Here is a 13093-nt window from a genome sequence, read left to right as displayed (position 1 = left end):
CCGGCGGCGGGACTTGCGCGGCCGCCCGCGACCGCCGGCGGCGGCCGCGGAACGGACCGGCTTACTTCACTCGGCTGACGTACTCGCCCGAGCGGGTGTCGACCTTGATCACTTCTTCCTGGCCGACGAACAGCGGCACGCGCACCACCGCACCGGTTTCCAGGGTCGCCGGCTTGCCGCCGCCGCCCGAGGTATCGCCACGCACGCCCGGATCGGTCTCGGTGATCTTCAGCTCGACGAAGTTCGGCGGCTGGACCGCGATCGGCACGCCGTTCCACAGCGTCACCACGCATTCTTCCTCGCCCTTGAGCCACTTCTCCGCGCCGCCCATGCCGGCCTTGTCGGCCTGGACCTGCTCGAACGACTCCTGGTTCATGAAGTGCCAGTACTCGCCGTCCGAATACAGGTACTGCATGTCGGTGTCGACCACGTCGGCCTGTTCGACGCTGTCGGTGGCCTTCATGGTCATTTCGACCACGCGGCCCGACTTGATGCTGCGGTACTTGACGCGGGTGAAGGCCTGGCCCTTGCCCGGCTTGACGTATTCGGTCTCGGTGATGATGCACGGGTCGTTGTTGACCAGGATCTTCTGTCCGGTCTTGACGTCGTTCATGCCTAAGCTGGCCATGCTGAAGCTCCTGCGAATTTGGAAAGTAATGAGGCGGCGCCCCGCGCTGCGGCAGGCCGGCGCTCGGCCACGTCGCCACGGTGCGCCGCTCGGGAACGCGATCGGGCGGGTAAGGCTAGAATGTCGGGCTGCGCGCCCGCCCCGGCCTACGGCCCGGGCCGGCGCCGGCAGATCCGGCCACCCGAACCAGCCCGACATGATAACCGCAGCCCCGGCCCCGATGCAGCCGCCCGCCCCCGACCGCCCCGGCGCCCGCTGGCAGGCGGCCTGGCGCGAGGCCCTGCGCGATCCGCGCGAGCTGTTGTCCCTGCTCGGCCTGGACGAGGCGGCGCTGGGCCTGTCGGACGAGGCGGCGGCGCAGTTTCCGCTGCGGGTCCCGCGCGGCTTCGTCGCCCGCATGCGCCACGGCGACCCGGCCGACCCGCTGCTGCGCCAAGTGCTGCCGCTGGACGAGGAAATGCGGCCCATGCCCGGCTTCAGCCTGGACGCGGTCGGCGACGGCGCGGCCAAGGCCGGCCACGGCGTGATCCGCAAGTACCGCGGCCGCGCCCTGCTGATCGCCACCGGCAGTTGCGCGATCCACTGCCGCTACTGCTTCCGCCGCCACTTCCCTTATGCCGAGGAAACCGCGGCCGCGGCCGGCTGGCGCGAGGCGGTGGCGGCGATCGCCGCCGACGCCGGCATCGACGAGGTGATCCTGTCCGGCGGCGACCCCTGGTCGCTGGCCACCCCCAAGCTGGCCGAGCTGACCCAGGCCCTGGCCGCGATTCCGCACCTCCGCCGCCTGCGCGTGCACACCCGCCTGCCGATGGTCCTGCCCGAGCGCGTCGACGCCGAGCTGGTCGCCTGGCTGCGCGGACTGCCCTGGCCGGTCGCGGTGGTGCTGCACGCCAACCACGCCGCCGAATTCGACGCCTCGGTCGACGCCGCCATGGGCCGGCTGCGCGCCGCCGGCGCCACCTTGCTCAATCAGGCGGTATTGCTGCGCGGCGTCAACGACGACGTCGACGCCCTGGCCGCGCTCAGCGAACGCAGCTATGCCGCCGGCGTGCTGCCCTATTACCTGCACCAGCTCGACCGGGTCCAGGGCTCGGCCCATTTCGAGGTCGCCGACGAACGCGCCCTGGCCCTGCACCGCGCCCTGGCCGCGCGCATCTCCGGCTACCTGGTGCCCAAGCTGGTGCGAGAAGTGGCAGGCGATCCCGGCAAGCGACCGTTGTAAGGTTGTAATCTGGTCGGGGTTTGATCGGGGAACGACGCGAAACCGCAGACCGGCGCCGCCATGCGCCGGCCCTGTCAGGTCGCGGCGGATCGAACCCAACAACAGGTCACAGATTTTCGACCTTGCATGGACGAGGCCGGTCCTTCATGTCATAAACCCGGCCCACGGAGGTGGTCAATGCAATTCGGCAAAGACATGGTATTGCGCCTGCTGATCGTCGACGACAGCGTCGAGGCGGCCGAGGCCATCGTCAGCGGCCTGCGCAACAGCGGCATCGCAGTACGGCCGACGCGGCCGGAAAACGAACAGGAAGTCGCGGCCCTGATCCTGCAGCATCCGCCGGACCTGGTCCTGGCTTCGCGCGATTCGCGCAACGTCGCCCTGTCCAAGCTGATGCAGAGCGTCGACGCCAGCGGCAAGGACCTGCCGGTGCTGGTGCTGACCGACACCGTCGACGACGCCATCCTGCTCGGCGCGCTGGAAATCGGCGCGCGCGGCGTGGTGCTGCGCTCCAATCTGGCGCATCTGCAGAACGCGGTGCGCGCCGAATGGGCCGACCTGGAAGCGCGCCGCTCGCTGCGCCGGCTCGAAGCCCAGGTGCGCGAGACCGAGCGCCGCTGCGACGCGCTGATCGATTCCTCGCGCGACCCGATCGCCTACATCCACGAAGGCATGCACATCCGCGCCAATACGGCGTACCTGGAGATGTTCGGCTTCGAGTCCTTCGAAGAGATCGAAGGCATGTCGCTGCTGGATCTGGTCGCGCCCGGCCAGGTCGACGGCTTCAAGCAATTGCTCAAGCAGCTCAGCAAGGGCGAACCGCCGCCGCCGAGCTACGAGACCCAGGCCCGCACCCTGGACGGCAACGCCTTCCCGGCGGTGATGGAGTTCACCCCCGCCACCTACGAGGGCGAGCACTGCCTGCAAGTGGTGCTGCGCCGGCAGGAAGTCGACCCGGAACTGGCGCGCGAAGTCGAAGCGCTGCGCCAGCGCGACCAGGTCACCGGCCTGCTCAACCGCGCCACTTTCCTGCGCGCGCTGGAAGACGCGGTGTCCGATGCGGCGCAGAACTCGGCCCACCACGGCCTGCTGCTGATCGAGCCCGACCACTACAACCAGTTGCTGCAGGAAATCGGCCTGGACCAGGCCGACCAGCTCATCGCCGCCTGCGGCGAACGCCTGCGCACCGCGATCGGCGCCGAGGACGTGGTCGCGCGCTTCGCCGAGCACCAGTTCGCGGTGCTGACCCGGCACAGCGACCACAGCCACACCGCGGCGCTGGCCGAGCGCATCCGCGCCGCGTTCGCCGACCAGGTGCTGGAGGCCGGCCCGCTGGCGTTGAGCGCCACCGCCAGCCTCGGCGGCGTGCAGATCGGCGAGAAGATCGCCAGCATCACCGCCGTGCTCGGCAAGGCCAGCCAATGCCTGCAGTCGGCCAGCGACGTCGGCGGCAACCGCAGCGAGCTGTTCGACCCCGGCGCGGTCGACCGCGCCGAGGAAGAGCGCATCGCCGCCTGGGTCACGCGCATCCGCGACGCGCTCGACGCCGATCGCTTCGTCATGAACTACCAGCCGCTGATCAATCTGCACGGCGAGCCGATCGAGATGTACGAGGCCTATCTGCGCATGCAGAGCGCGGCCCCGGGCGAAGCCGGCGGCGAGCTGGTGCAGCCGCTGTCGTTCCTGCAGATCGCCGAGGAACACGGCCTGCTGTGGGAGATCGACCGCTGGGTGGTCGGCAAGGCGATCCAGATCATCGGCGAGCGCATGCGCCAGGGCCGCCGCACCACCTTGCTGGTCAAGATCACCCAGGCCTCGCTGCAGGACGAAAGCCTGCAGCAGCACATCGTCGAACAGTTGGCCAAGTACGGCGCCGACGGCAAGCTGCTGGTGCTGCAGCTGCCCGAGTCCAAGGTGTTCACCAACCTGCGCGCGGCGCAGGAACTGCAGGCGCGCATCGCCCCTTACGGCGTGCGCATCGGCCTGGAGCAGTTCGGCGCCGGCCTCAACTCGTTCCAGCTGCTCAACCACTTCGACGCCGCGTTCCTCAAGATCGACCGCGGCTACATCGAAGACCTGACCGGCAACCCCGACCACCAGCAGCGCGTCCGCGACATCGCCGACAAGGCGCGCGAGCTGGGCAAGCAGACCATCGCCGAGTTCGTCCAGGACGCGGCCAGCATGAGCCTGCTGTTCGGCGCCGGCATCGACTACGCCCAGGGGCACTTCCTGGCCGCGGCGGGGCCGGAGATGGATTACGACTTCCAGTGAGGCTGGGATTCGGGATTCGGGATTCGGGATTCGGGAAGGGCTAAGAAAGCCGGGGCCTGCGAGCAACAAAAAACCCGCCGTCTGGCGGGTTTTTTGTTGTTTCATCGTAGTCGGGCGGCGGCGGCCGATGGCTCTAGAAACCCGGCCGTTGGCGGAGCCGCCTTCGCTGCCCCAGCGTTGCAAAGGGGCCAGCGGGATGTGCTCTTGCCTTTCCCCGCCCTTCGCTCAACGCACCACGGTCCGACCGCTCGACCGCTCCTGCGGCGCGTCGATCAGCGCCTGGATGCGCTCCTCCAGCGGCGGGTGGCTGCGCAGCAGCTTGGACAGGCCGTGGCCGACCGCGCCGCTGATGCCGAAGGCCTGGACCTGGTTCGGCAGGGTGCTCTCGCCGTAGGTCAGCGACAGGCGCTTGAGCGCGGCGATCATCTTCTCGCGTCCGGCCAGGCGGGCACCGCCGGCGTCGGCGCGGAATTCGCGGTAACGCGAGAACGCCATGGCGATCATGCTGGCCAGGATGCCGAACACCACGTCCAGCACCATCACCACGACGAAATAGAACACGCCCGGCCCGCGCGATTCGCGGCCGCCGTTGAGCATGGCGTCGATCCAGCCGCCGACGATGCGCGCGGCGAACAGCACGAAGGTGTTGAGCACGCCCTGGATCAGGGCCATGGTCACCATGTCGCCGTTGGCGACGTGGCTGACCTCGTGGGCAAGCACCGCCTCGGCCTCGTCCTTGGTCATCGCGCCCAGCAACCCGGTCGACACCGCGACCAGCGCGTCGTTGCGGTTGGCGCCGGTGGCGAAGGCATTGATTTCCGGCGCTTGGTAGATCGCCACCTCAGGCATGCCGATGCCGGCCGCCTCGGCCTGGCGGCGCACGGTCTCGACCAGCCAGCGCTCCTCGGCGTTGCGCGGCTGCTCGATCACGTAGGCGCCGGTGGTCCGCTTGGCGATCCACTTCGACATCAGCAGCGAAATCAGCGAGCCGCCGAAACCGAACACCGCGGCCATCACCAGGATCGCGCCGTTGTTGCCCAGGCGGATGCCGAATACGTTCTGCAGCACCGACATGACGACGCCGAGCAGGATCAGCACGGCCAGGTTGGTGGCGAGGAACAGCGCTATGCGTTTGAACATGGTCGTACTTTGCTTTGGTTGCCGCGCACCATGCGCGGCTTCGGGCGACCTCCCTGTCGGTGCGGCGTCGCCGCCGCTCGTCCTCAAATGTGGCGAACCCGCCGTTAATTCAACGAGAATCCGTATCGTCCCCGCCGTCGCCCGAGCGCTCGTTCATTGTCCGGACATCCTTCGTTCCCACCCGAGCATGCCGGGGGCCCGGCCAGCCCCGGCGCGGCCGCGCCCGCGCCTTACCGCGGCCGCTTCGCGCCCTCGCCCACCGGCGACCTGCATCCGGGTTCGCTGCTGGCGGCGTTCGGCAGCTGGCTGCTCGCGCGCCACCACCGCGGCGCCTGGCTGGTGCGTATCGAAGACCTCGATCCGCCGCGCGAAGTTCCCGGCGCCGCCGAACGCCAGCTGCGCGCCTTGGCCGCGTTCGGCCTGGAGAGCGACGAGCCGGTGCGGCGCCAGAGCGAGCGCGGCGAGCTCTACCGCGCCGCCCTGGACCAGTTGCTCGCACGCGGGCTGGCCTTCGCATGCCGCTGCAGCCGCAGCGACCTGGCCGCCGCCGGCGGCATCCACCGCCGCTGCCTCGCCGCCGCGCGCGAACCCGGGCGCGCCGCGCCGCAAGCGGCGGTGCGACTGCGCGTGGCCGACGGCGCCACGGTGGGCTTCGACGACGCCGTGCTCGGCCCGCAGCGCCAGGACGTAGCCGCCGAGGTCGGCGATTTCGTCCTGCGCCGCGCCGACGGCTACTGGGCCTACCAGCTCGCGGTGGTGGTGGACGACGCCGACCAGGGCATCACCGACGTGGTCCGCGGCGCCGACCTGCTCGACTCGACCGCGCGCCAGATCCTGCTACAGCGCGCCCTGCGCCTGCCGACGCCGCGCTACGCCCACCTGCCGCTGCTGCTCGACGCGCAGGGACGCAAGCTGTCCAAGTCCGACGCTGCGCAGCCGCTGGACCCGTCCGACCCGCTGCCCGCATTGCGTGCCGCCTGGCACGCGCTCGGCCAGGACCCCGAGCCCCTGGCCGCGGTAGCGACTGTCACGCAATTGCTCGACCAGGCCAGGGTTTCGTTCAGTCCGGCACAGATTCCAAAATGTGCTGAGACCCTCGCTGCTGTGCACAACACGCCGGCCCCGAATGCTGTCTAGAATCGGGCCGATACCGCGCTGCGCGGTCATGGAGAGCACAGCATGCAGTCACGCGTTGCACTGGTCACCGGCGGCACCGGTGGCATCGGCACCTCGATCGTCCAACGCCTCGCCAAGATGGGGCACAAGGTCGCGACCAACTATCGAGACGAAGCCAAGGGCCGCGCCTGGCAGGCGCAGTTGAAGGAACAGGGCTTCGACGTGGCCATCGCCCAGGGCGACGTGTCCTCGCCGGAGCAGGCCGAAGCGCTGGTGCGCGAGGTCGAGCGCCAACTCGGCCCGATCGACATCCTGGTCAACAACGCCGGCATCACCCGCGACGCCACCTTCCACCGCATGACGGCGCAGCAGTGGACCGACGTGATCGGCACCAACCTCAATTCCTGCTTCAACGTCACCCGCCCGGTGATCGAGGGCATGCGCGATCGCAAGTGGGGCCGGATCGTGCAGATCAGCTCGATCAACGGCCAGAAGGGCCAGTACGGCCAGGCCAACTACGCCGCGGCCAAGGCCGGCATGCACGGCTTCACCATCTCGCTGGCGCAGGAAAACGCCAAGTTCGGGATCACCGTCAACACCGTGTCGCCGGGCTACATCGGCACCGACATGGTCATGGCCGTGCCGGAGGACGTGCGCAACAAGATCATCGCCCAGATCCCGACCGGGCGCCTGGGCACGCCGGAAGAGATCGCCTACGCGGTCGGCTTCTTCATTCCCGACGAAGCCGGCTGGATCACCGGCGCCAACCTGTCCGCCAACGGCGGTCAGTACATGGGCTGGTAAACCGGTTCGCCGCCGGAGACCTGTTCAGGTCTCCGGTGCGCAGGCCGGACGGCGCCGCGTCCGGCGGCGGTTCCGACCGCCCGTCGCGCTCATTGTGCCGACCCTGTTGCAAGCCCTCGCGGCCTGAGCCATGCTGCAAGGCACCACGTTTTAGAGCCAAAGCTCCATGGCCTCGACCCGCGTCATCAAGAAGTACCCCAACCGTCGTCTCTACGACACCGAGATCTCCAGCTACATCACCATCGAAGACGTGCGCCAGCTCATCGTCGACGGCGAGGAGTTCGAAGTGCGCGATGCGCGCTCGGGCGAAGACCTGACCCGCCAGGTGCTGCTGCAGATCATCGCCGAGCACGAGCAGGACGGCGAACCGGTGCTGTCGACCCAGTTGCTCAGCCAAATCATCCGCTTCTACGGCGACTCGCTGCAGGGCTTCATGGGCAACTACCTAGAACGCTCGATGCAGTTGTTCCTGGACCAGCAGCAGCAGTTCCGCAACCAGATGGGCGGCATGCTCGGCCAGACCCCGTGGGCGATGATGAATCAGCTCACCGAGCGCAACCTCAGCCTGTGGAAAGAGTTCCAGCAGAACCTGTCCGGCAGCGTAGGCCAACCGACCACGCCGCGGAACAAGACCGACAAGCGCGAGCGTTGAGCCGCGCTTTTTTCTTGCGCGCCGCCGGCGCGCCCAGCACGATCGCGACCGCCCGCGGGCGGTTCGCGGGCGCGTGACCCCGCCGCGCCCGGCATCCCGTTCCGGAGTTCCCATGCACAAGCGCATCGCCGTCGTCAGCGGCGGTATCGGCGGTCTCGGCAGCGAGATCTGCAAGTCCCTCGCCCGCGCCGGCCGGCGCGTGATCGCCCTCGACCTGGGCTCGCGCGAAGAGCGCATCGCCGAGTTCGGCCGCCTGACCGAAGGCCTGGACGTGGGCTTCGAAGCCGCCAACGTCGCCGATTACGACGACTGCGGCGCGGCGATCGGCCGCATCCTCGAACGCGAAGGCTCGGTCGACATCCTGGTCAACGCCGCCGGCATCACCCGCGACGGCAGCCTGCGCAAGATGGACAAGCGGGCCTGGGACGAGGTCATGGACGTCAACCTCGACGGCGTGTTCAACCTGTGCCGGCACGCGGTGGACGGCATGGCCGAGCGCGGCTTCGGCCGCATCGTCAACATCAGCTCGGTCAACGGCCAGACCGGCCAGTTCGGCCAGACCAACTACTCCGCGGCCAAGGCCGGCATGCACGGCTTCACCATGGCCTTGGCGCGCGAAGTGGCGCGCAAGGGCGTCACGGTCAACTCGGTCTCGCCCGGCTACTGCGAAACCGCGATGGTGATGGCGGTGCCCGCGGACATCCGCAGCCGCATCATCGACGCCGTCCCGGTCGGCCGCCTCGGCAAGCCCAGCGAAATCGCCCGCACCGTCGAATTCCTGACCGCCGACGACGCCGGTTTCATCACCGGCGCCAATATTCCGGTCAACGGCGGCTTGTTCATAAGTTTCTGAACGCGGGGATTAGGGATGGGGGATTGGTAAAGGCCGAAGCCGGGCCGTTCGATGCCGACCTCCTTCCAACGCACGACGAGGCCGCACGCGCAACGAAAAAGCCCGCCGACCGGCGGGCTTTTTCTTTCTGTGGTTAGCCTTCGCTGTTCTTCCCTTGCGAAAAAGGGGGCCAGGAGGAGTTGCTGTCGCCGTTGCTGCTACCTCAGGCTCACCGCAACGGCCGGTTCGCACAGTTCGCCTGGTAGAACTGCAGCGCGCGCGGCATCAGCGCTTGCAGGCTCTGGATGCGGTTGGCCGGGTCCGGGTGGGTCGAGGCGAACTCCGGCGGGCGTTGGCCGCCGCCGAGCTGGGACATGCGCTCCCACAGCGGTACCGCCTGGCGCGGGTCGTAGCAGGCCGCCGCCGCCAGCATCAGTCCGACCTGGTCGGCCTGGGTCTCGTGGTTGCGCCCGTAGGGCAGGATCAGCCCGTACTGGGCACCGGCGCCGAGCGCGCCCATGATCATCTGCTGCTGTTGCGGGTCCATGCCGCCCACTGCCATGCCGGTGGCGATCTGGCCCATCTGCACCAGCTTCTGCTGGGCCATGCGCTGCGAGCCGTGGCGCAGCAGGGCGTGGGCGATCTCGTGCCCCATCACCACCGCCAACGCGTCGGCGTTCTGGGTCACCGGCAGCAGGCCGGTGTAGACCGCCATCTTGCCGCCGGGCAGACAGAAGGCGTTGGCTTCCTGCGAATCGATCACCGCCACGTCCCACTGGAAGCTGCGGTAATCGGTCGGCGCGGTCTGCTGGTTGGCCGCCGCCAGCGATTCGGCGACCTGCGGCACCTTGCCGATCAGGCGCTGGGCGATCTCGCGCACCGCCTGGCTTTCCGGCGCGTTCGCCGGCAACAGCGCACGCTGGGCATTGGCGTCGCCCAGCACCTGCTGGAAGGCCTGCGCGCCGAGCTGCACTTCCTCGTCGGCGGTGGTGCCGTAGTGCGCCTTCTCGCCGGTGTAGGGATCGGTCTTGGCGCTGCCGAACCACTGCCATGCCGCATAGACCGCGAACAGGGCCAGGATCCACCAGCGGAACCCGCCGAACCCGCGCCGCTGCCCGCGGCTCGCGCCGCCCATAGGATCGATCCGCATCTGCCTACTCCCGAAACTGCCTGCGGGCCCGCGCCCGCTTCGTTGCTGACCGGCCGTGCGGCGCTCGCGCGCCGCCCGCCCCCATCGCCGACGACGATCGCGCCATCATGCCGCGCGACCGGCGCCGGTCAAATCTCCCGCACCACCCGGAACCCGAGGCGGCCGTTGGTGGTGTCGGCGCTGGTGCCCTGGCGCCAGGCCGCGCGCGACTGCGCCGGCGAACTCGACCACGACGGCCCGCGGAACACCCGCGTGCGGCAGCCCGGATTGAACCAGGCCGCGCCGTCGCGGGGCGCGCGCCGGTAGTTGTCGTGCCAGCAATCGGCCACCCACTCGCTGACATTGCCGGCCATGTCGTGAAGACCGAATGCATTCGGCGCGTAGCGGCCGACCGGAGCCGGCCCCCAGGCGCCGTCGCCGTAGCGGTCGAAGGCGTTGCGCCACTGCCGGCCGCTGGGCGAGGCGTCGAGGCTGCCGGTCAGGTTGCCGGCCCGCGCCGGCGGCGGCCCGTCCCCCCAGGGGAAACGGCCCTGGGTGCCGGCGCGCAAGGCGTACTCGAACTCGGCCTCGCTCGGCAGCCGGTAACGCTGGCCGGTGATCGCCGACAACCACTCGGTATAGGCCACCGCATCCTTGGCGCTGACGTGCACCACCGGCATGTTGTCGGCCGCGGGCCGGCCGGCATAGTCGGAGCGCCAGTCGACCCCGCCGCGCCGGACCAGGTTGCCGCTGCGTTCGTCGTAGGCGATGGAATACCCGCGCCGGTTGGCGCGCGGGCGGTGCTTGCTGGCGTTCATGAAGCGGCGGAACTCGCCGACGGTGATCTCGTAGCGCGACACCGCCAGGCCGCGGTCGAAACGGATCGTGCGCAGCGGCCGCTCGGCATCGCTCGAACCGGATTCGACCGCGTCGGCGCCCATCCGGAACGCGCCATGCGGGATCACCACCATCGCCGGGCCGCGCCCGCCCAGATTCATCGCATCGGTGAACACTTGGCCGGGGCGGAACAAACCGTAGTGGGTCGCCAATTCGATCCGCTCGCGCAACTCGATCGCCGCCGGATCGCCGGCCGGAGCGATGCGCAGCAAGGTCGCCAGATTGCCGCGGGCCTCGTCGATGCCGCCGAGCTTGGGCAGGGCGGCGATGCCGGCGTCGCGCAGATGGCCGATGCGGGCGCGGCGCTGCGCCGCGATCCGGCCCTGGGCGTCGGCGGCGGTGTCCAGCTTCGGCCGCACCTGCGCCGCGGCGGCCAGCCAACGCTCGGCGCCGGCGTAATCGTCGCGGTCGGCCGCTACCTCGGCGCGCCGGATCAGCGCGCTTTCGGCCGCGGCGATGCCCTGCGCCGCGCGCACGTCGCCGGGCCGCAGCTCCAAGGCCTCGCGGAACCGCGCCAGCGCGCCGCCCTGCCCGCTTTCGCCGATGCGCCCGGCATTGAGCTCGACCTCGCCGAGCCGATTGGCCTCCTGCGCTTCGTCGGCGCGATCCAGCCGCTCCAGATAGGCCTCGACCTTGCGATGCTCCGGCGCGACCGCGCGCGCCACCGCCGCGGCCTGGTGCGCCTCGCGCAAGGCCAGCGGCTCATCGTCGATGCGCTTGAGCGCGGCCTCGCCTTCCATCAGCAACAGCGCCACCGCCCGGTCCAGGCCGACCGCGACCGGGCGGTCGGTCGGCGCGAACTCGCGCAGGGCCAGATAGATCGGGATCGCCGAGTCGGCGCTGGCGTACAAATCCCCCTCGCTCAGGGCGGCGGCAGCGCGCTTGCGCAGCGCCGCGGCATTGCCAGCGTCGACCGCGACCGCCGGCGCGCGCCAGGCCGGCACCGGCGACACGGCCTGATCGGCGCTGACGGTAATGATCGGTGCGCGCGTCGCGGCCGGCGGCGCGGACGTCTTGCCGTCCCGGTCGGAGCACCCGACCAGCAGCGCCAACACCGCGATGCCCGAACCCACCAATGCGCGCAAACCCACGACCTCGCCGACCAGGACCGCCCCAGCATAGCGCTTCGACCCCGCCACGCAGCCCGCGTTCCCGCCGCCGCGGCGCCCGTGCCAGCCCCGCCGAGCGTGCCGGCGGTCGCGCTTCGCGCCCCGGCGCGGAAAGTAGGCTATTGTCGCCCGCCCCGGCACCGCACCGGCCGCCGCGCCCCGAACGACGACTCATGCCCCACTGGATCACCACGCCCGCCGCGCTGCTCGCGCACTTCGACCCCAAGCCCGCTCGGATCGGGCTGGACACCGAATTCATCCGCGAACGCACGTATTGGCCGCAGCTGGCCCTGGTGCAGATCGCGATCGAGCGCGAAGCCGAGGCCGAGCCGGTCATCCTGTTGATCGACCCGCTGCGCCCGGGCATCGCCGAGGCGCTGGCGCCGATCCTGGCCGACACCGCCATCCTCAAGATCGCCCACAGCCCCAGCGAAGACCTGGTCGCGTTCAAGCGCGCTTGCGGCGTGGTGCCCAAGCCGCTGTTCGACACCCAGCAAGCCGCGGCCCTGGCCGGCATCGGCGGCGGCCTGGGCTACCAGAAACTGGTCGAACAACTCACCGGCGTGACCCTGGCCAAGGGCGAGACCCGCTCCGACTGGCTGCGTCGCCCGCTCTCGCCTTCGCAGTTGGAGTACGCCGCCGACGACGTGCGCCATCTGTTCGCCATGCACGACGCCCTCGACGGCCTGCTCGGCCAACTCGGCCGCCGCGACTGGCTGGCCGAGGACGCCGCCCGCACCGTTGCCAACGCCGAGAACGAAGCGCCCGAGCGCTGGCCGCACCTGTCGATGCGCAGCGCCCAGTTCCTCGACGCCGCCGCGCAGCGCCGCCTGCTGCGCCTGCTGCGCTGGCGCGACGGCTACGCGCGCGACAGCGACAAGCCGCGCAGTTGGATCCTCGACAACGAACTCGCCGCGACCCTGGCCAAGCAGGCCCCGAGCGACCGCGACGCCCTGCAGCGCCTGCTCGACGCGCACCCCAAGGCCCCGCGCAAGCTCGCCGACGCGATCTGGACCGCACTGTCGACGCCGCTGGCCGACGAAGACCAGGCCCCCGACGCCGCCGTCGCCGAGACCCGCGACAAGCAGCGCCTGCGCCAATTGCAGGACGCCGTCGCCCAACGCAGCGCCGCGCTCGGCCTGCCCGACGGCGTGCTCGCCTCGCGCCGTTGGCTGGAAGCCCTGCTCGACCACGGCATCTGGCCGGAGGCCTTGTCCGGCTGGCGCCGCAGCGCCCTGGAACCGGCCCTGGCGCCCCTGCTCGCGAACAGGGACTAGCGCGACGCGTCCGTCC

The 13093-nt window shown here is 70.2% G+C and carries 11 protein-coding genes; 7 read left to right on the top strand and 4 right to left on the bottom strand.

Going from position 1 to position 13093, the window contains the following annotated elements:
* Window positions 1-61 precede the first annotated feature (61 nt).
* On the bottom strand, window positions 62-628 hold the full coding sequence (efp, locus tag V2J18_RS08550) for an elongation factor P (protein WP_064746853.1): 567 nt from the start codon (window positions 626-628) through the stop codon (window positions 62-64).
* A 196-nt stretch (window positions 629-824) separates the two neighbouring features.
* Here efp and epmB point away from each other — a divergent pair, with 196 nt between their 5' ends.
* Together epmB and V2J18_RS08540 are read left to right on the top strand one after the other, a co-directional pair.
* Complete coding sequence (gene epmB, locus V2J18_RS08545) at window positions 825-1850, top strand: EF-P beta-lysylation protein EpmB (RefSeq protein ID WP_064746852.1); 1026 nt, start codon at window positions 825-827, stop codon at window positions 1848-1850.
* Window positions 1851-2027: 177 nt separating this feature from the next.
* Window positions 2028-4121, top strand: a complete 2094-nt coding sequence (locus V2J18_RS08540; protein ID WP_336131546.1) for an EAL domain-containing response regulator — start codon at window positions 2028-2030, stop codon at window positions 4119-4121.
* Between the two features lie 225 nt (window positions 4122-4346).
* On the opposite strand, the gene htpX is transcribed toward V2J18_RS08540, so the two are convergent.
* Entirely contained in the window at window positions 4347-5261 is a 915-nt protein-coding gene (gene htpX / locus V2J18_RS08535) for a protease HtpX (protein WP_064746850.1), read from the bottom strand.
* A gap of 267 nt (window positions 5262-5528) precedes the next feature.
* Between htpX and gluQRS the strand changes: the two genes are divergently transcribed.
* The 4 genes from gluQRS (at window position 5529) to phbB (V2J18_RS08515) (ending at window position 8686) form a co-directional block, all read left to right on the top strand.
* Complete coding sequence (gluQRS, locus tag V2J18_RS08530; protein WP_064746889.1) at window positions 5529-6398, top strand: tRNA glutamyl-Q(34) synthetase GluQRS; 870 nt, start codon at window positions 5529-5531, stop codon at window positions 6396-6398.
* 42 nt (window positions 6399-6440) lie between these two features.
* Window positions 6441-7181: an acetoacetyl-CoA reductase gene (gene phbB, locus V2J18_RS08525; protein WP_064746849.1), complete on the top strand. Its 741-nt coding sequence runs from the start codon at window positions 6441-6443 to the stop codon at window positions 7179-7181.
* Between the two features lie 166 nt (window positions 7182-7347).
* Window positions 7348-7833 carry a polyhydroxyalkanoate synthesis repressor PhaR gene (gene phaR, locus V2J18_RS08520; protein WP_064746848.1) on the top strand — a complete coding sequence of 162 codons (486 nt, stop codon included), beginning with the start codon at window positions 7348-7350 and terminating at the stop codon, window positions 7831-7833.
* A gap of 112 nt (window positions 7834-7945) precedes the next feature.
* Complete coding sequence (phbB, locus tag V2J18_RS08515; RefSeq protein WP_336131545.1) at window positions 7946-8686, top strand: acetoacetyl-CoA reductase; 741 nt, start codon at window positions 7946-7948, stop codon at window positions 8684-8686.
* Window positions 8687-8894: 208 nt separating this feature from the next.
* Here phbB (V2J18_RS08515) and V2J18_RS08510 read toward each other — a convergent pair whose 3' ends face one another.
* Both V2J18_RS08510 and V2J18_RS08505 read right to left on the bottom strand, forming a co-directional pair.
* The gene (locus V2J18_RS08510; protein ID WP_064746846.1) at window positions 8895-9815 is read right to left on the bottom strand and encodes a M48 family metallopeptidase; all 921 of its coding nucleotides are present in this window, start codon (window positions 9813-9815) and stop codon (window positions 8895-8897) included.
* Window positions 9816-9943: 128 nt separating this feature from the next.
* Entirely contained in the window at window positions 9944-11830 is a 1887-nt protein-coding gene (locus V2J18_RS08505; RefSeq protein WP_261370016.1) for a formylglycine-generating enzyme family protein, read from the bottom strand.
* Window positions 11831-11973: 143 nt separating this feature from the next.
* Here V2J18_RS08505 and rnd point away from each other — a divergent pair, with 143 nt between their 5' ends.
* Window positions 11974-13077 carry a ribonuclease D gene (gene rnd / locus V2J18_RS08500; RefSeq protein ID WP_064746845.1) on the top strand — a complete coding sequence of 368 codons (1104 nt, stop codon included), beginning with the start codon at window positions 11974-11976 and terminating at the stop codon, window positions 13075-13077.
* Window positions 13078-13093: the final 16 nt, after the last annotated feature.

The sequence above is a fragment of the Lysobacter firmicutimachus genome, assembly GCF_037027445.1.
GTDB lineage: Bacteria > Pseudomonadota > Gammaproteobacteria > Xanthomonadales > Xanthomonadaceae > Lysobacter > Lysobacter firmicutimachus.
The sequence above is the reverse complement of the archived record's forward strand: the minus strand, read 5'-3'. Positions and strand labels throughout refer to the sequence as shown.